The organism is Herbiconiux dendrobii (genome assembly GCF_052048175.1).
Taxonomy (GTDB): domain Bacteria; phylum Actinomycetota; class Actinomycetes; order Actinomycetales; family Microbacteriaceae; genus Herbiconiux.
Genome location: NZ_JBLZQV010000001.1, coordinates 525504 through 543529 on the forward strand (window position 1 = coordinate 525504; position 18026 = coordinate 543529).

Below are 18026 nucleotides of genomic sequence, written 5' to 3' on the forward strand. Positions count from 1 at the left end.
GTCATCGTGTCTCCCATTCGGCTGTTCATCCTCGGCGCCTTCGACGAGCGCGGGCCGATGCATGGGCATCAGCTGCGGCTGCTGGCCGAGGAGGAGCGCATCCATCTCTGGGCGGATGTGTCGGTCGGCGCGCTCTACGGGGCGATCAAGCGGCTGGCGAATGAGGGGCTCATCCACGAGCTGCGGGTCGAGCGCGAGGGCTCCTATCCCGAGCGTCAGGTTTTCGACATCACCCCCGAGGGCCGCGCCGCCCTGTCGGTGCTGCGCGAGGAGGGCCTGCGCCGGCTGGTGCTGAAGAACGATCCCTTCGACCTGGCGGTGACGCGTCTCGACCGCGACCGGCTCGACCTGCTGCCCGCCGCGATCCAGGCCCGGATCGACGGGTTGGCCGAGAACCTGGCCGAACAGCAGCGGCGGATGGCGTCCGCCCTGCCCTATCTCACCGTGGTGGAGGTCTGGGTGATGGAGCACCGGGCCGACCGGATCCGCGCCGAGATCGACTCCCACGAACGACTGCTCGCGATGATCCCCGAGATCGTCGCCGACGAACTCACCCGGAAGGTGCACCACGATGACTGACCAGAACCGCCCCGCCACCGCCGGCGCCCCGGCCCCGGCCGACGCCTCCGCGGGGGCCGCGCCCGCCATTCCGCGCCGCGCCTGGCAGGCGCTGATCGTGCTGCTGGCCGGCATGTGCATCGCCCTGCTCGACACCACCATCGTGAACGTGGCCCTGCCGAGCATCCGCACCAGCATCGACGCCTCCGAGGCGACGCTCTCCTGGATCATCTCCGGCTACGCCCTCGCCTTCGGCCTCGCGCTCATCCCCGCGGGCCGCATCGGCGACCGGATCGGCCACAAGTGGGTGTTCTTCACCGGCATCGCGCTGTTCACGCTCGCCAGCCTCGCCTGCGGACTCTCGCAGAACGACACCCAGCTCGTGGTCTCGCGGGTGGTGCAGGGGCTCGCCGGCGGCATGTTCGTGCCGGCCGTCACCGCCTACATCCAGCTGCTGTTCCCGGCGCGTTCGCGCGGCAAGGCCTTCGCCATCATGGGGGCCGTGATCGGCGTCTCGAGCGCCCTCGGCCCGGTCGTGGGCGGGCTGATCATCCAGGCCTTCGGCTCCGAAGAGGGCTGGCGGCTGGTGTTCGGCGTGAACCTGCCGATCGGGCTCGCGACCCTGATCGCGGCGGCGATCCTGCTGCCGTCGCGCCGGGAGACGGATGCGGTGAGCTCGGCCGTGGCCGGTGGCTCCGCCAAGAAGAATCCGGCCACGCAGAATTCGGCCACACAGAATCCGGCCAAGCAGGGCATGGACTGGCTCGGCCTGGTGCTGATCTCGGCCGGCCTGGTGGCGCTGCTCGTGCCGCTCATCCAGGGCGAAGACGAAGGCTGGCCGCTCTGGACCTTCCTCACCCTCGGCGCCGGCGTGCTGCTGCTCGTGGCCTTCGGCGCCTGGGAGGTCGCGTACTCCAAGCGCGGCCGCATCCCGCTCGTGCCGCCGCGGCTGTTCCGGCACCCCGCGTTCACCGGGGGCACGATCCTCGCGCTGGTGTACTTCGCCGCCTTCACGAGCATCTTCTTCACCATCTCGCTGCTGTGGCAGGCGGGCCTCGGCCACACCGCACTGGAGTCGGGCATCGTCTCGATCCCGTTCGCGATCGGCTCGATCATCGGCTCCTCGCAGAGCAACCGGCTCTCGGCGCGCCTCGGCCGCACCGTGCTGATCATCGGCACCGCCGCGGTCACCGTCGGTCTCGCCTGGGTGTGGATCGTGCTGCTGGTCACCGCCCCGATCGATCTCACGAATTGGATGCTGATCGCGCCGCTGTTCCTGGCCGGCCTCGGGAACGGTCTGTTCATCGCCCCGAACGCCCAGTTCATCGTGGCGACGGTCGACCGCCAGGATGCGGGGGCCGCCTCGGGTGTGATCAGCGCCATGCAGCGGGTCGGCAGCGCGGTGGGCATCGCGGTGATCGGCAGCGTGTTCTTCGGGTCGCTGGTCGTCAGCGGATCGTCGCCGGAGGACCTCGCGAACGGCTTCGGCGCGAGCTCGGCGGCGGCGATGGGCGTGAGCGTGGCGTTCAGCGTGCTGGCGTTCCTGCTGGTGTTCGCGCTGCCGCGACGCACGAGCGCGCCGGGCGGGCCCACCGGGGGCCACTGACCGGTCGGCGGGCGCCGGGCGCGGCGGGGGTCGTGGCATCCTGGCCCCGAAAGGGTTGCGCTGGGCTGTCCGGAGCCGCTAGCCTCGGAATCCGCGACACCACGGTCGCCCTGAGAGACCTGAGGAGGTGAACACCATGATCGAACCGAAGTCCTTCTTTTCTAAGAGCGTTGGCTTTTCTTCTGAAAGCACCTTTGTGATTCAGACCTTCCGTTCCCTCTCCATGGCGCTTCCCTCCGTCTCTCGCTCCGCGGCCTGACCGCCGCCTCGGGCAGAGCCCATCCGCAAGCGCCTCCATCATTCTGTGTTCCTGTTGGAGGACCTTCTCGTGTTCACATCATCGAGTCGCGATCACGATCGATCGTTACTGAACTTCCGAAATCCCGACCCCGTCTCGTGGGTCGATCCGGCGGCCTTCGGCCGGGGCCTGGCCGCGGGCGAGTACCGCCGCGACTGGACCTGGCTCGCCTTCGTCGACGAGCGCCCCGTCGCTCGCGTTGTCTGGTGGGGGCCCGTCGGGGCCGTGCACCCCGTCGAGCTGCACTGCCTGCTGGTGGATGCCACGCTCCCGCACCCCGAGGTGTGGGGCGCGGCGCTGATCCGCTCGGCGCACCGGGCCTTCGCCTCGGCCGGGGCCATCCTGGCTCCCGACTACGTGATCGAGGTCGACGCGGCACTCCGCGATGACCCGGCCACGCAGCGGGCTCTCGCCTGGCGGGCGCTGGCGGCGACGGATGCCGGGCTCACCCTGGTGGGCGACGGCGTCGAGAACACCGACGGCGCGGATCGCCGGCGGCTCACGTTCTCGGCCCAGGCGGCCAGGACGACCCGCTCGCCGGCACCGCGCCCGTCGGTGGCCGATACGATCGCGGCCCACTCGGCCGCGGCGCACGAGGCCGCCGACCAGCTAGCGTTGGCGCGTGAGCAATGAGGACGATCCGGGCGTGGGGGCCGCTGAGCCCTCACGCCCGGTGTCGTCCCCACCGGCGGTGATCGAGCTCCCCGTCGGAGGCGGGCCGGGGATCGCGCTGCGTGCCGGCACGATCCTCGCGCTCTGCGGCGAGAACGGCGCCGGTTTCGGCGCGATGCTCCACGATGTGACCGCCCGCATCCTGCACCACCGCCCGGCGAGGGATGCCGGGCCCACCCTGGCGCTCGTGACGCGCTCCCGCTCGATCACCACGGGGATGGATGTCACCGAGAACGTCTTCCTGGGCGGTCTGCGGCAGCGCCGGATCGGCCCGGTCCCGATCGGTTTCGACTGGGCCGGGATGCGCGCCGAGACCGCCCGTCTGCTCTCCTGGCTGGGCGGGCCCGTGTCGCCCACCGCTCCGGCCGGGGCGCTCGGCGAACTCGACCGCATCCTCGTCGAACTGGCCCGCGCCCGTCGTCGAGCGGCCTCCGCCGTGGTGCTGCACGAGCCGACCGCCCTGCTGAACGCGGCGGAGTCGGCCCGGCTGATCGCCGCGCTCGGCGTGCTGCGCGACGACGGGATCGCGGTTCTGGTGCTCACGCAGAAGCCGCGGCAGGCGCTCGGCTATGCCGACGCCGTGCTCGTCGCGCGCGACGGGGTGGTGGTGGCGCAGCATCCGCGTGCCGAGTGGGAGGCCGCCGGCGTCGAGCGCGTCCGCGAGAGCATCCTGCACGAGCTGGTCGACCGGCCACGGCCGGCACTCCCGGCTGCCACGCGCGAGCCGGCGTCGCCCGGGCCGGAACTGCTGCGCATCTCCGGCTGGTCGACGTACGACGTGCTCGATCCCACCCGGCCGGTGGTTCAGGATGCCGACCTCACGGTCGGGGCCGGTGAGATCGTCGGGCTCGCGGGCGTCGGCGACTCGGGCGCCGAGCTGCTGCTGCTGAGCGTCTACGGCGGCCAAGCCGGCACCGACTCCTCGGGCAGTGTCTTCGTTCGCGGGGAGCGCGCCGACACGTCGACGGTCGAGAGCTCGATCGCAGCGGGCCTGTTCTTCGTGGGCACCGAATCGCCCCGCTACCGGATGCGGATCGTGGGCGGTCTCGTGGTTCCGGTGCCGGCCGGGCGCGTGCGCGGCCTCGCCTCGATGGGCATGGTCGAGCGGGATGCCGGCCTGACGGACGGCGGGACGGGTTCCACCGGCTCGGGAGCGGGCGGCGAGATGGGGCGCAAGGCGCTCGACGCCGTGCGCTCGATCAGCCGCGACGGCGATGCCGCCGCTCGCGTGCGGGGCCTGGTGCGCGAGTTCCCCGCATCCGATCGCCTGGTGCTCTTCCTCGACGAGCCCTTCCGAGGCCTCGCTCCCGCGGAGCGCGACGAGCTGCTCGCCGACCTCGACCGCGCCCGGGCGGCCGGCAAGGGCGTCGTCCTGCTCTGCTCCGACCTCGCCCTCGTGCTCGCCGTCAGCGACCGCGTGCTCACGATGTCCGCCGGCCGCATCACCGGCGAGCTCCCCGCCGGCTCCCCGCCGGCGTCCGCCGCCGCCCTCATGCTCCCCGACTAGCCCCGGACCACCACCCCCCACCCCATCGAGACGTCGCAGAGGGCCCCCAAAAGGCGCTTCATCGGGCCACTTGCGACTTCTCGAATCACAGGCAGGCGCCTCGGGCGCGGCGGGAGGGGCGGGAGCGGCGGGGTAGCATCGCGGGATGTCCACCATCGAGCCCGCGGGTCCTGTCGAGGCGCCGGGGAGCGGCGGCGGCGGGCCGGTGGCCCCGGCGCCATATCGCGTCGCGCGCCGGTGGCCCGTGGTGTCGGGGGCGGTGGCGGTGCTGCTCGTCGTGATGCTGGGCGCCGTGGTGGTGCTGCGGGAGCAGGGGCTGCCGTTCGCCGTCGACAGCGAGTGGATGGACGAGATCCTCGAGCACCGTTCGCCGGTGTGGGACGTGCCCTCGCTGGTGATGAACTCGCTCGGCGGCGGTTTCGTGGCCGTTTTCGTGGTGCCGCTGGTGACCATCGCGCTGCTGCTGATCTTCCGCATGCCCTGGGCGGCGCTCTCCTTCCTCGCCGCCATCATCGCCAGCGCGGCCGCGGTGCAGCTGTTGAAGACGGTGATCGGCCGGCCCCGGCCCGAAGACATCCTCGTCGTCTCGGACTTCGGATCCTTCCCCTCCGGCCACTCCGCGAACGCCGCCACCCTCGCGGTGGTGCTCGGCATCGTGTTCGCCCGCGCCTGGATCTGGGTGGCCGGAGCCGCGTACACCCTGCTCATGATGGTCAGCCGCACCTACCTCGGCGCCCACTGGCTGAGCGACACGATCGGCGGACTACTGCTCGGCACCGGAGTCGCCGTGCTGCTGTGGGCCCCATTCGCCGCGAAGCTCTACCGCGAGAGATCGGCCTCCCACCGGCCCTTCTGGAGCCATTCCGCTCGGCCGGTCGAACCCGGTAACGTCGACTCATGAGAATCCTCCCGGCGGAGGCCGGCCGCCCATGACCTCGGTCGACCCGCTCCAGACGCACCCGGGATCGGCGCTGCCGGTCGCGATCGAGGCCATCGAGCTGCACCGCATCGGCATGCCGCTCGTGCGTCCCTTCGAGACCAGCTTCGGCCGGCAGACGGCCCGCGAGGTGCTGCTCGTGCGCGTGCTGACCGAGCAGGGCGAGGGCTGGGGCGAGTGCGTCGCGATGGCCGACCCGGTCTACTCCAGCGAGTACGTCGAGGGCGCCGCGCAGGTGATCGAGCACTACCTGGCGCCGGCCCTGCTCGAGGCACGCTTTCTGCGGGCGCCGGATGTCGCATCCGTCCTCTCCTTCGTGGTGGGGCACCGGATGGCGAAGGCCGCGCTGGAGACCGCCGTTCTCGACGCGCAGACCCGGGCCGCCGGTCTCAGCTTCGGCGAGTACTTCGGAGCGGTGCGCCCCGAGGTCGACTGCGGGGTGTCGGTGGGCATCGCCCCCTCGATCGACGACCTGCTGCAGGAGGTGCGCGGCTACGTCGACGAGGGCTACCGGCGCATCAAGCTCAAGATCAAGCCCGGCTGGGACCTCGAGCCGGTGGCCGCCGTGCGCGACCTGCTCGGGGCATCCGCCCTGCTGCAGGTGGATGCGAACACCGCCTACACGATCGGCGACATCGACCACCTGCGCGAGCTCGACGCCTTCGGCCTGCTGCTGATCGAGCAGCCCTTCGTGGAGGAGGACATCGCGGCGCACGTGCGGCTGGCGCAGGCCATCGACACCCCGGTGTGCCTGGACGAGTCGATCACCTCGGCCACCGTGGCCCAGGATGCGATCGATCGCGACGCCACGGCCATCGTGAACATCAAGGCCGGCCGGGTGGGCGGGTACCTCGAGGCGATCCGCATCCACGACGTGTGCCGGGCCCGCGACGTGCCGGTGTGGTGCGGCGGCATGCTCGAGACGGGGCTCGGCCGGGCGGCGAACGTGGCGCTGGCCGCCCTGCCCGGCTTCACGCTGCCGGGCGACACCTCGGCGTCGAACCGGTACTTCGCCGAAGACCTCACCGAGTCGTTCGTGCTGATGGACGGCCGTCTCGCGGTGCCGGCCGGCCCCGGATCCGGCGTCACGGTGCGCACCGAGCTGGTGGGCGAGTGGGCGACCCGCCCGTCGGTGCTGCTCGCGCGTGGCTGAGCGCATCCGTCTCTACGACCCGTCGGAGGTCGAGGATCGGCGGGCGGTGCTGTCGATCTGCGTGCTCACCGGCGATGCGGGTCAGGATGCCACGGGGCGGGGCGACCCGCGGGAGCTGACCGAGCGGTACGCCGCCCCCTATCTCGACCTCGAGCCCGAGCATGCCTGGCTGGCCGAGCGCGACGGCCGCGTGCTCGGCTACCTGCTCGCGGCCGCCGACACCGAAGCCTTCGCCGAACGGTTCGCCGCCCGGCCGAGCGCCTTGGCGGCGAGCGCCCGGGCCGCGCACGCCGCCGGATTGCTGCTCGCGGAAGTCGACCGCTATCCCGCGCACCTGCACGTCGACCTGCTGCCCGAGGGGCAGGGATCCGGTTTCGGCCGCCGTCTCGTCGAGCGCTGCCTGGAGCAGCTCGCCGCCGAGGGAGTGCCCGGCGTGCACCTCGTCGTCGATCCGCGCAACGAGGGCGCCCAGGCCTTCTACGCCCGGGTCGGCTTCGCCGAGCTCCGCCGCGACGACCACGGAGTGGTGTTCGGGCGGCCGCTCAGCCGACGACCAGCGAGGCCGGCGACATGAGGGCGATCAGCACCAGCGCCATCAGCGAGATCGCCCCGGCGATCGCGAGCCCGCCCACCCAGGGCCAGCGCTCGAACCAGTAGATCAGGTCGGGCAGCTCGGCCCGCAGCTTCGCCGAGGTGATCGGGTCGGCCCGGCGCTGCACCGGCACGTCGAAGGCCGAGGCGACCACCTCGATGTCGTCGTTCGACCAGAACTCGCCGCGCATCCGCATCAGCAGCTCGCCCGAGGAGTCGAGCAGGAACAGCTGGCGGTTCGTCTCGGTGGTGGCCCCGCGGTAGACGTCGAGCACGAGGGCCGTGGCGATCCGCTTGGCCGGGATGCGGTTGTCGTGCACGAAGAAGCCGCGCTCGATCAGGCCGTCGTGACCGATCCGGATGCTCACCCCGCGCAGCAGCAGGGAGCCGGCGGCGTAGACCATCACCACGAACGCCAGCGCGATGATGACCCGCGGCCAGGTGCCGCGCGGGATGGCGAACCAGAACATGGCCGCGAAGATCGGCAGTACGAGCGCGGCGGCCACCAGCCGGGTCTGGCTGAAGATCTGGGCGCGGGGGCGTACGACTCGCGCCGTGGCGCCGGGCCGTGTGGTCATCTGCTCTCGCCTCTGCCGGGGCCTGCCTCAGGCCTCGAATGGGTGATCTGCTCCGAGGATACGGGGCGCCGGGGCCGAGGGATAGCGGTCGTCCGGGGGACACGGGGCAGAAAGCTCCCAGGCTTCCCCCAGACCCTTGTGGCGCGCCGGGGTCTCCGTAGGCTGAGGCCATGACCGGTTCCGGAATGGTGCCCCTGTCCGTCGTCGATGCCTGGTGGCGGGCTGCCAACTACCTCTCGGTGGGGCAGATCTACCTGCTGGCCGATCCGCTGCGCGAGAGGCCGCTCGAACCGGCCGACATCAAGCCGCGGCTGCTCGGGCACTGGGGAACCACACCGGCGCTCAACCTCGTCTGGGCGCACCTGAACAAGCTCATCGTCGAGCGCGGCACCGACGTGATCTACCTGGCCGGCCCCGGTCACGGCGGGCCCGGAGTGGTGGCGAACGCCTGGCTCGACGGCACCTACTCCGAGCTGTTCCCGCAGATCCCGCTGGACGCCACGGGGCGGGACCGGCTGTTCCGGCAGTTCTCGTTCCCGGGCGGCATCCCCTCGCACGCGGCGCCCGAGACGCCGGGCTCGATCAACGAGGGCGGTGAGCTCGGCTACTCCCTCGTGCACGCCTACGGGGCGGTGCTCGACAACCCCTCGCTCGTGGCGGCCTGCGTGATCGGCGACGGCGAGGCCGAGACGGCCACGCTGGCCACCAGCTGGCACCTGAACAAGTTCCTCGATCCGGCCAGCGACGGGGCGGTGCTGCCGATCCTCAATCTCAACGGCTACAAGATCGCCAACCCGACCATCCTGGCCCGCATCCCCGAAGACGAGTTGCGCGCGCTGTTCACCGGCTACGGCTACTCGCCGCGCATCGTGACCGGCGGCTTCGACGGGGAAGACCCGATGGCCGTGCACGAGCGGTTCCAGACGGCGCTCGCCGAGGCTCTCACCGACATCGAGGCGATCCAGGCGCCGGCCCGCCGTGGCGAGCCGTTCGAGCGGCCCGCCTGGCCGATGATCGTGCTGAAGACACCCAAGGGCTGGACCGGCCCGAAGGTGGTCGACGGCCTGCCCGTGGAGAACACCTGGCGGGCGCACCAGGTTCCGCTCTCCGGCGTGCGCGACAACCCCGAGCACCTCGCGCAGCTCGAGCAGTGGCTACGGGAGTACCGCCCCGAAGAACTCTTCGACGAAGCGGGCCGGCCCTCCGACCTGCTGGACGCGCTGCGTCCGGAGGGCGAACTGCGGATGAGCGCGAACCCGCACGCCAACGGGGGCCTGCTGCGGCAGACGCTCAGCCTGCCGCCGCTGGAGCCGCACGCGGTCGACCTGAGCGAGGGGCGCGGAGCCGTGGTGGAGCCCACCCGGCAGCTGGGCCGCTGGTTGCGCGAGATCATCCGTCACAACCCCGACGACTTTCGGCTGTTCGGCCCCGACGAGGTGGCCTCGAACCGCCTCGACGACGTCTACGACGTCACCGCCAAGCAATGGCAGGGCGACGTGCTGGAGACCGACGAGCACCTCGCGCACGACGGCCGCGTGATCGAGATGCTCAGCGAGAACCTCGCGCAGGGCCTGCTCGAGGGCTATCTGCTCACCGGGCGGCACGGCCTGTTCACCTCCTACGAGGCCTTCATCCACATCGTCGACTCGATGTTCAACCAGTACGCGAAGTGGCTGGAGTCCAGCGCGAAGGTGCCGTGGCGCCGATCCGTCTCCTCGTTCACCTACCTGCTCTCCTCGCACGTCTGGCGGCAGGATCACAACGGCTTCTCGCACCAGGATCCCGGCTTCCTCGACCACGTGGTGAACAAGCAGGCGAGCATCGTGCGGGTGTACCTGCCGCCGGATGCCAACACCCTGCTGGTCACGGCCGAGCACTGCTTCACGACCGTGGACAAGATCAACGTGATCGTGGCGGGCAAGCAGCCGACGGCCTCGCTGCTCTCGCTCGAGGAGGCCCGCACGCACGGCGCCCGCGGGGCCAGCGTGTGGGAGTGGGCCGGAACCGAGCGGCCGGGGGAGGAGCCCGAGGTGGTCGTGGCGGCGGCGGGAGACATCCCGACCGTCGAGGCGATGGCGGCCGTGCAGATCCTGCGCACCGAGATCCCGGATCTCGCGGTGCGGTTCGTCAACGTCGTCGACCTGATGCGCCTGCAGGACAGCGCCGAGCATCCGCACGGCCTGGATTCCGAGGCCTTCGACACGCTGTTCACACCGGACAAGCCGGTGATCTTCGCGTTCCACGGGTATCCGGCGCTGATCCACCGGCTCACCTACCGGCGCACGAACCACGCCAACCTGCACGTGCGCGGCTTCAAGGAGATGGGCACCACCACCACGCCGTTCGACATGCTGATGCTGAACGACCTCGACCGGTTCCGGCTGGTGATGGACGTCATCCGGCGGGTGCCCCGGCTCGCCACCGCGTACGCCGCGCTGTCGCAGCGGATGGACGACGAGCGGGCCGCCCACCGCGCCTACACGCGCTCGCACGGGGAGGACATGCCCGACGTGCTGGGGAGCGCGGGGCTGCCCCTGCGATCGGCGGAGGGTCCGGATGCGGCGGGAGCCGATCCGGGGACGAGCGCCGACTTCTAGACGGGCTCGATCACCCCGATCGGCTCGCGCTTCTCGGCCTGGAAGCGGTCTTCGGTGCGGCCGAGCGCCCAGTAGCCCGAGAGCGAGAGCTGGTCGCGGGTGATGCCGCGCTCTTTGAACAGGTTGCGCAGGGCCTTCATCGCGGTGCGCTCGCCGTGGGCGAAGACCTGCGGGCGGCCCTCGGGCCAGGGCTCGGCGGCGATGGCCACGGCGAGGTCGAGCGTGGGGTCGGTCGTCGCGCTGCTGTCGCTGTCGTCACTGTCGTCGTCACCGTTCCCACTCGCGTCGTCGTCCTCGGGTGAGCGCACCAGCCAGTTCACGGTCACGCCCTCCGGCGCCTCCAGGGGCAGGATGTCGTCTTCCGACGAGACGGTCACGAAGGCCAGGCCGGTCGCCCCGGCCGGCAGGGCTTCGAGGGCGGCGGCGATCGCGGGGAGCGCCGAGAGGTCGCCGGCGAACAGGTACCAGTCGAACTCGGGCTTCGGGGAGAACGCGCCGCCGGGGCCGCGGAAGGTGATCTCGTCGCCCGGCTCGGCGTCGCGGGCCCACGGGCCGGCGAGCCCCTCGTCGCCGTGCACGACGAAGTCGATGCTGAGGGTGCGCGCCACCGGATCGACCGCGCGCACGGTGTAGGTACGGGTGACCGGCAGGTCTTCGGGGGCGAGCGTCTCGCGAAGCGCCTCGATGTCGTAGGGTGGCGCCAGGCCGAGCTCCGGCTTGGCGAAGAAGATCTTCACGTACTTGTCGGTGTGGCCGTTGTCGGTGAAGGAGCCGAACTGCTCGCCGCCGAGCACGAGCCGCACCAGGTGCGGGGAGAGCTGCTCACGGCTGATCACGTGGAGGGTGGTCTGCGGGCGGGCGGGCCGCGCGGAGGGAATCGTCATGTTGCACTTCCAAATCTCTGTTAGGCAAGCCTAACTCTCTCGCGACGACGTGCGTCGCGCCACTGGGTAGCATCGAAGTATGAGCAACGCGAATCTCCTCGGTGTGCCCGAGACCCTCCTGCCCGACGAGCCCGGTGTGCGCGAGGCGCTGGCAGGAGCCGTGGGCTGGGAGGTCGACGAGGTGCTCGAGGCCACGGTGAAGCAGTTCCCCACGTCGTCGCTGGTGTGGGCCACCCTCTCCGATCGCGCCTTCTCGCGCGGTGAGCCGATCCCCGCCTACGCCTACGCCCGGGTCGGCTACCACCGCGGGCTCGACGCGCTGCGCAAGGCCGGCTGGCGCGGCCAGGGCCCGGTGCCGTTCTCGCACGACGGCAACCGCGGCGTGCTGCTCTCCCTCTACCTGCTCCGCCGCGCGGCCGAGGCCATCGGCGAGACCGACGAGGTGACCCGCCTGACCGAGTTCCTCGACGGCGCCGACGCCACGGCGATCCCCCGCATCGAGGCCGGAGAGCGCTAGCCGCCGCTCGGCGTTAACCCGCGCCGCACGGTTGGCTTCTGCAGAGCTGCTCGGCCTCGCACGAACGAACGCGCCGCCCCGGTCATCCCGGGGCGGCGCGTTCGATCAGGTGCTGCGGTCGCCGATCAGGCGGAGGTGCGGCTGCGCCGGCGGACGATGATCGTCACGAGCAGCCCGGCGGCCACGGCCAGCGCGCTCGCCCCGGCCAGGAACCACGGGAGCTCGGAGACGCCGGTGCTCGCGAGCGATCCGCTGTCGGCGCCGGTATTCGAACCGGAGCCGGTGCCGTTCCCGGTGCCCGATCCGTTGCCGTTGCCGTTTCCGGTGCCGTTCCCGGTTCCGCCGCCGTTGCCGTTGCCGTTGCCGGTGCCTGTTCCGCCGCCGTTGCCGGTGCCCGTACCGCCGCCGTTGCCGGACCCGCCCGTACCGCCGCCGTTACCGCTGCCGCCGCCCGAGCCGCCGCTTCCGCCGCTGCCGCCCGATCCGCCGGATCCGCCGCCACCGCCGGTCCCCGGGCCGCCGGTGGACGGCGGAGAGGTAGGCGTGTCCGTCGAAGGCGGAGACGTCGGCGTGCCGGTCGACGGAGGTGATGTCGGGGGAGTGGTGGGAGGTGTCGTGGGCGTTCCGGTCGACGGAGGGGACGTCGGGGGAGTCGATGTCGGGGGAGTGGTGGGAGGCGTCGTGGGCGTTCCCGTCGATGGCGGCGACGTCGGTACCACGCAGTCGCCCCCGGTGAACACGTTGTCGTCGAGGGTGACCGAGCCGTTCCGGGCGAGGGCCCGGCCGTCGATGGTCGATCCGGAGGCCACGGTGATCGAGGTCAGCGCCATGATCGTTCCCACGAACGAGGTGCTGGTGCCCAGCGTGGCCGAGCTGCCGATCTGCCAGAACACGTTGCAGCTCCGGGCGCCGTTGATCGTCACGACACTGCTGGAGGTCGCCGTCGTGAGCGCCGATCCCACCTGGAAGACGAAGACGGCGTCCGGATCGCCTTCGGCGTCCAGCGTCAGCGGACCGGTGAGGCCGATCGAACTGGCGGCGTTGTAGACGCCCGGCTTCAGCACGCGGTTGCCGAGGTCGCCCTCGACGCTCGCGTCGGGTGCCTGTCCGGCCGCCGCGTTGTAGGCGACGACGAGATCGCTCTGCGCCTGCAGCGCTGCCGCGTCGGCCGCGTGGGTCGCGCCGCCCACGAGTCCCGGCGGAAATCCGGTGATCGTGTCTTTCGGGTGTACGCCGAGGTCGCCGGAGAGCACGCTCGGCCCGGTGTTGGTGACGGACTGCCCGCCGAGCACGGAGTAGGAGGAGGCCGTTCCCAGATCGACGCTCACCCCGATCGCGCTGGCGGGTTGGATGGCCAGCAAGGTGGTGATCCCCGCCGTCAACCCGATCGCCACCGCGGCTGCCGTGCGATGTCCGCCCCGGCGCCGTGACGGCACGGATGACGGACGAAGAAGAACTGAATGACCATGTCGGCTTCTCATTGAAGCCCCCAAAATACCCCCGTGCTGCGGAGGCCCCGAATCACACCCTGTGAGTACAGCTGACTGTAGGTGCAGGTGTCTAGATCACCTAGCAATTATGTGGGACTGCCAAATGCCTGTGAAAAGGGGTCTGCCAGCGTCATGACCGGTGCGGAGATTGCAGGATGCGAACTCCTCGGGGCGGGAAATCCCCGGAATTCTCGGATCGGCACCATCTCGCGCAGAGAGAACAATACACACGGTTCCTGCATAATCACCACGGATATCCGAAAAACGTCACAGAAGTCGCGAAAAGTGGCGCGCATCGTAGGTACCCACAGGGCAGGCGCAACAGATCGCCGGCCAGCGACAATCTCCGCGATCGACAGCGCCGACCGGGGCCGGCGAGGCGGCAGAGGGGGGAACGATCACCACACCGCAGAGGCGGCGGCGCATTGATATGTGCGGCGGCAAGGGCATGCGCGCGGCATCACGTCTTCGTCTCTGAACCGCCCGTGCTCAACACATCTCCGTCTCACGCGGGCCGCGGAAAAGACTCGTTCGGGTCGCGTGCCTGACTTTGACATAAATATCCGCGAGGCAATTGTGCCCGAGCCTTGGTCGTGGGCTCGGGCACAGCGCCGACTCGGTCGCTGTCAGCCTCGGAGGTAGGAGACTGCGGCGATAGCGCCGATGACCATTGAGAGGATGTTTGCGGCAATGCCGACAAAGCTCAGGATGATGCCGACGAGCGCGATTGTGCGTCCGGCGGGTTCGCGCGACCGGGACAGGAAGCCCAGGATCACGCCGGCGATGGCGAGCAAGATCCAGAGGATGGGCAGGAAGAGGCACAGCACGATGCTCACGATGCCGAACACCAGCGAGAGAATCGCCAGGGTCTTCTTGTTCGAGGTTGCGGGCGCATACGCGGGATTGGTCATTTGACTTTCCATTCTTGTACAAATGTCGATGTGTGATCGGCAACAATTTAGCGTGATCCACGAGGTACGTGACGCCACCCGGCAGGGCGAGTACGTTGGCGGGCAACCGCGAAGGTTTCTGGATGACTAGGGGGCGAACTACAGCGTAAGAGTCATGAGGATGGCACATGTGGCTATAGGTGTGACATCTGATCAGGAGGCCCGATGGCCAGGCCTAGCTGCTGATGCAATCGATGAATTTCTGAATGGCCGACGGCATGTAGCAACGGTGTGGTTTGAAACCGATGCCGGAGTCACCGGCTCTATCCCCGTTACGGAGCGCTCCAGCATCACGTTCGTCGACGAAGCCGAACCAGAGGGATTTCTGGGTGCACTGGCGCTGTTCGGTCCGGAAGCAGAACCTACCCAGTAGCAGCACACTGTGAAACCTGAAAGCCCCTCTCGCCCCGACTACGAGTAGTGCGACTCAACGAACAGAGGAGGCCCCCGGGACAGACAAATTGTCTCGGGGGCCGACCTCCCACATTCTAAGCATCGAACCCGCGCGGGCCGGCGCGCTCCCATCTGAGAGGAGCACCCGTCGGCCCAGTGGCACCCCGTCGACAACCTCCTGCCCGCCGAGCTGATCTTCCCGAGGCCGGGCACGACGGAGCCGGACGCGATCATCCGCTTGGTGGACGTGATGCTCGAGGGCGAGCCGGTGTCGCGGTGGCGGGTCGTGACGTGGCACTCCGGCCCAAAGCGGCGCCGGCTGATTGGGGCCGGCTACTACCGCGAGCTCGACGACGCAGCAATGGTCGCGCACCGGCACGCGGTGGGGAACGCGGGCAGCAACATCATCCAGACCGCCGGGGCGTCGATCAATATGAGTGTGGAGAAGGCAATTTTTCGTTGATAGCCGACGAGTGCGCGACAGTCGTGATCCTGTTACCTTTGTGCCTATTAGGGGTGGGGGATGTGCGCGGTTCCCGCGCGGGGCTTTCTGCCGTCGATTTCATTCAGGGGACGATGATGCACAAGAAGATTTCATGGCGGCAGGTGCTGGCGGTGCCGGTCGTCGCGACGCTTGCACTCGGTGGGGCGTTGCTGGGCGCCGGCGCGGCGAACGCTGCCGAGGACACGCTGGTCGTTACGAGCCCGACGCCAGGCCAGGTACTCGATTCGCGCACCGTTGTGTTCGCGGGCACTGGGTCGAACGGGTCGACGGTGAACGTCCTCGACGAAGACGGTGACCGGATTCCCGGTACGACAGCTGCCGTCGTCTCCGACGGCGTGTGGACCACCACCGGAACCTACGAGGAGACGGATGAGGTCGAGCAGACCGTCTACGTCAACCAGGTCACCGGAGGCTCCGGTGCGGGCGAAGAAGAAGTCTCGTTCGTTCTTCCGCCGGCATACGGCTTTGCCGTCCTGAGCCCGGTCGAAGGCGAAACCACCGTCTCCCGCACCGTGGTCTTCGGCGGCACCGGCACCGACGGCGCCACCGTCAACGTCCTCGACGACGACGGAAACCGAATCCCGGGAACCGAAGCGGCCGTCGTCACCGACGGAATCTGGGTCACCACCGGAACCTACACCGAGGACGACGCGATCGATCAGACCGTGTACGTCAACCAGGTCATCGGCGGCGCGGGCCGCGGTGAGCAGACGGTCTCATTCAAGCTGCCCGAAGAACTTCTTCCGGCGCCGGTGATCACCGCGCCGACGGCGGGGCAGGCGCTCACCGGCGCATCCGTCACCTTCACCGGCACGGGAACCCCCGGCAAGAACGTCTTGCTCGCCGTCGTTCCCACCAGTGCCGTCGGCCAGCTCTCCAGCATGGCGCAGGCCGTCCCGGCAGATCCGGAAGACCCGATCGTCGTCGACGACAACGGTGATTGGACTGTGACACTCGCGCTCGAGCCGGGCGACTACACGGCAGCTGCTGCCCTGGTCACCCTCGGCCCGGACAACACCCTCGAGTCGATCATCTCCGAACCGTCCATCCCGGTCCAGTTCACCCTCGCTGCCGCGGCGGTCCCCGTCACCCCGGTGACCCCTGCCGGGGACGGCAGCACCAAGCTCGCCAACACCGGTGCCGAACTTGGCGCCCTCGGCCTCGGCGGCGTGCTCGCCGCAGCTGGCCTCGTGCTGGTACTTGTGCGTCGGAAGACGCGCCTCAGCTAGTCGCTCACATCAGAAGGGGGCATGCTCGAGCTGCAAGATTGCTCAGGCATGCCCCTTTCTCAGCGCTTGCGCGGACTCACTTCGGCTCCCTACGCCTCACCTGAGAGCAGCCTGGGCAAGCCCTAGCTGGAAGTCGACGCTCAACGTAGGTTCTACGAGTCGGACCCGATGACGTCTACGGTTTGATGGCCGTCAACCCGACATGCGGCACCCCAAGGCCGCGGGAAGACCGGTCTGCGGCTTCCTGCCAGCTGAGCCCCAAACGACGCTGGCGGGAAGTCCGCACATCCCCCAGGCCAAGGGGAGCGCGCTAGCCCCAAACTGAGTGCTCAACCCTTGGCCTCACGGCACCTTCGCTGACAGACCCGATATCGGCCGAACAGGCTCCGTGTTATTCGATCCTAGGCAGTCTTCTCCGCACTCGCACTGGCTCGCATTGCAGCGCCTGGTCATCGCGAGCAACGTAAGGGCCGGGGGTGCGCCTACCCAATGCGCACTCCCGGCTAGGGAACGTGCGGGGGAAACGCTCCCATGCCCGCCACAATAACCAACCCCGAGGATCGTGACCGGAGCAACACTGCGATACCGCGGTCGGCAGGACCGACAACAGAGGGGTGGGCGGCACGGCTGCAACCGAGTACTGTCGCATCTCATGGTGGGAATCAGCGTGGAACACGGTACCGGTAAGGTCCGCAGAATCATCGACTCGACTGGTGCGGTGCTGGCCTTTATCTATCTGATGGACGACGGCTGGCACATCAAGCACGACAACCGGCACGACCGTCACGCATGGGAGGGACCCTACGCGACTGTCGAGGACGCGGCCGATAGCTTTCAACCGATGAGTCCGACGGGCGCCGTACCAGGCTTGACGCGCTAACGATGTCGAGCCAAAGCAACGCCTCCGATCCCAGCCTGTTCCGTCAATCGATCCGTGCTATCGCCGAGGCCCACCCGCTGAGGACGCCGTGGCACTACGACCAGAATCTCACCAGCCCGCGCCCTGACCGACTCGACGCCAAGACCGCCTACTTTGTCGAGTACATCCAGTATCTCGAGCAACGTATTGCCTCACTCGAAGACAGGCTCGACGGACGCTGATGTCCCGCTCTCGATACAGCACGGTCGCCGTCATCGTCCTGGCAGTCGCTGTCGTGAGCTTCATCGGACTCATCGTCTGGGTGATCACCGCTGGCAAAAACCCTTCCGTGCTGTTCTTGGTCGGCGTTCCGCTCCTGGGGTTCGGGGCAGTCATCGCAGGGCGCATAGTTACCAATCGGAAGCACCCTGACGGCTAACCATGAACCTCTACCTGCCGCGCGGCATCGAGGACGACCACTACATCGTTGTCCAGGAGGTCGACGGCATGCTCAGCGAGACACCGTGGCGGGTCGAGCGGGAATGGAACGGGTGGGTGCTCAGCCACGCAGACGATGGAGATCTCACGGACTGGGCTCACAACCTTGGCGCGTTCCTCACCCCAACTGCAGCCGTACAGATCCTGCGCGACATGCTTTAAAGCCGGCTACCCTTCGGCGCCACCGCGATTGGGACATCTCAG

At 69.4% G+C, this 18026-nt stretch carries 19 protein-coding genes; 15 read left to right on the forward strand and 4 right to left on the reverse strand.

Annotation, left to right across the window (positions count from 1 at the left end; all coding sequences use genetic code 11):
• The first annotated feature begins 6 nt into the window (after positions 1 to 6).
• The 7 genes from ACN4JJ_RS02480 (at position 7) to ACN4JJ_RS02510 (ending at position 7305) form a co-directional block, all read left to right on the forward strand.
• Positions 7 to 579, forward strand: a complete 573-nt coding sequence (locus ACN4JJ_RS02480; RefSeq protein ID WP_440708320.1) for a PadR family transcriptional regulator — start codon at positions 7 to 9, stop codon at positions 577 to 579.
• Positions 572 to 2164 (forward strand): MFS transporter, encoded by a 1593-nt coding sequence (locus tag ACN4JJ_RS02485; protein WP_440708321.1) that lies wholly within the window; start codon positions 572 to 574, stop codon positions 2162 to 2164. Before ACN4JJ_RS02480 ends, ACN4JJ_RS02485 begins: the two co-directional genes overlap by 8 nt.
• Before the next feature lie 328 nt (positions 2165 to 2492).
• A complete protein-coding gene (locus ACN4JJ_RS02490; protein ID WP_440708322.1) occupies positions 2493 to 3095 on the forward strand; it encodes a hypothetical protein in 603 nt (200 codons plus the stop codon).
• The gene (locus tag ACN4JJ_RS02495; RefSeq protein WP_440708323.1) at positions 3085 to 4641 is read left to right on the forward strand and encodes a sugar ABC transporter ATP-binding protein; all 1557 of its coding nucleotides are present in this window, start codon (positions 3085 to 3087) and stop codon (positions 4639 to 4641) included. Before ACN4JJ_RS02490 ends, ACN4JJ_RS02495 begins: the two co-directional genes overlap by 11 nt.
• Before the next feature lie 145 nt (positions 4642 to 4786).
• The gene (locus ACN4JJ_RS02500) at positions 4787 to 5542 is read left to right on the forward strand and encodes a phosphatase PAP2 family protein (RefSeq protein ID WP_440708324.1); all 756 of its coding nucleotides are present in this window, start codon (positions 4787 to 4789) and stop codon (positions 5540 to 5542) included.
• Between the two features lie 28 nt (positions 5543 to 5570).
• The gene (gene menC / locus ACN4JJ_RS02505) at positions 5571 to 6731 is read left to right on the forward strand and encodes an o-succinylbenzoate synthase (RefSeq protein ID WP_440708325.1); all 1161 of its coding nucleotides are present in this window, start codon (positions 5571 to 5573) and stop codon (positions 6729 to 6731) included.
• Positions 6724 to 7305, forward strand: coding sequence for a GNAT family N-acetyltransferase (locus tag ACN4JJ_RS02510; protein ID WP_440708326.1), 582 nt, complete (start codon positions 6724 to 6726; stop codon positions 7303 to 7305). The genes menC and ACN4JJ_RS02510 overlap by 8 nt, the downstream gene beginning before the upstream one ends.
• Here ACN4JJ_RS02510 and ACN4JJ_RS02515 read toward each other — a convergent pair.
• On the reverse strand, positions 7274 to 7900 hold the full coding sequence (locus tag ACN4JJ_RS02515) for a hypothetical protein (RefSeq protein ID WP_440708327.1): 627 nt from the start codon (positions 7898 to 7900) through the stop codon (positions 7274 to 7276). The two genes, ACN4JJ_RS02510 and ACN4JJ_RS02515, sit on opposite strands and share 32 nt — an antisense overlap.
• 170 nt (positions 7901 to 8070) lie before the next feature.
• On the opposite strand from ACN4JJ_RS02515, the gene ACN4JJ_RS02520 reads away from it, so the two are divergent.
• Positions 8071 to 10497, forward strand: a complete 2427-nt coding sequence (locus tag ACN4JJ_RS02520) for a phosphoketolase family protein (RefSeq protein WP_440708328.1) — start codon at positions 8071 to 8073, stop codon at positions 10495 to 10497.
• Here the strand turns inward: ACN4JJ_RS02520 and ACN4JJ_RS02525 are convergent.
• Complete coding sequence (locus ACN4JJ_RS02525; RefSeq protein WP_440708329.1) at positions 10494 to 11381, reverse strand: siderophore-interacting protein; 888 nt, start codon at positions 11379 to 11381, stop codon at positions 10494 to 10496. The genes ACN4JJ_RS02520 and ACN4JJ_RS02525 overlap by 4 nt on opposite strands.
• Positions 11382 to 11460: 79 nt before the next feature.
• Here ACN4JJ_RS02525 and ACN4JJ_RS02530 point away from each other — a divergent pair, with 79 nt between their 5' ends.
• Complete coding sequence (locus ACN4JJ_RS02530) at positions 11461 to 11898, forward strand: DUF3151 domain-containing protein (RefSeq protein ID WP_440708330.1); 438 nt, start codon at positions 11461 to 11463, stop codon at positions 11896 to 11898.
• Between the two features lie 125 nt (positions 11899 to 12023).
• Here ACN4JJ_RS02530 and ACN4JJ_RS02535 read toward each other — a convergent pair whose 3' ends face one another.
• Positions 12024 to 13292 (reverse strand): ice-binding family protein, encoded by a 1269-nt coding sequence (locus ACN4JJ_RS02535; protein ID WP_440708331.1) that lies wholly within the window; start codon positions 13290 to 13292, stop codon positions 12024 to 12026.
• Positions 13293 to 14014: 722 nt separating this feature from the next.
• Positions 14015 to 14299: a DUF4190 domain-containing protein gene (locus tag ACN4JJ_RS02540; RefSeq protein ID WP_440708332.1), complete on the reverse strand. Its 285-nt coding sequence runs from the start codon at positions 14297 to 14299 to the stop codon at positions 14015 to 14017.
• A gap of 181 nt (positions 14300 to 14480) precedes the next feature.
• Between ACN4JJ_RS02540 and ACN4JJ_RS02545 the strand changes: the two genes are divergently transcribed.
• The 6 genes from ACN4JJ_RS02545 (at position 14481) to ACN4JJ_RS02570 (ending at position 17984) form a co-directional block, all read left to right on the forward strand.
• Positions 14481 to 14711: a hypothetical protein gene (locus ACN4JJ_RS02545; protein WP_440708333.1), complete on the forward strand. Its 231-nt coding sequence runs from the start codon at positions 14481 to 14483 to the stop codon at positions 14709 to 14711.
• Between the two features lie 261 nt (positions 14712 to 14972).
• A complete protein-coding gene (locus ACN4JJ_RS02550; protein WP_440708334.1) occupies positions 14973 to 15194 on the forward strand; it encodes a hypothetical protein in 222 nt (73 codons plus the stop codon).
• Positions 15195 to 15256: 62 nt separating this feature from the next.
• The gene (locus tag ACN4JJ_RS02555) at positions 15257 to 16465 is read left to right on the forward strand and encodes a hypothetical protein (protein WP_440708335.1); all 1209 of its coding nucleotides are present in this window, start codon (positions 15257 to 15259) and stop codon (positions 16463 to 16465) included.
• Between the two features lie 652 nt (positions 16466 to 17117).
• On the forward strand, positions 17118 to 17345 hold the full coding sequence (locus ACN4JJ_RS02560) for a hypothetical protein (RefSeq protein ID WP_440708336.1): 228 nt from the start codon (positions 17118 to 17120) through the stop codon (positions 17343 to 17345).
• 2 nt (positions 17346 to 17347) lie between these two features.
• The gene (locus ACN4JJ_RS02565; RefSeq protein WP_440708337.1) at positions 17348 to 17566 is read left to right on the forward strand and encodes a hypothetical protein; all 219 of its coding nucleotides are present in this window, start codon (positions 17348 to 17350) and stop codon (positions 17564 to 17566) included.
• Between the two features lie 199 nt (positions 17567 to 17765).
• Complete coding sequence (locus ACN4JJ_RS02570) at positions 17766 to 17984, forward strand: hypothetical protein (protein WP_440708338.1); 219 nt, start codon at positions 17766 to 17768, stop codon at positions 17982 to 17984.
• The last annotated feature ends 42 nt before the right edge of the window (positions 17985 to 18026 follow it).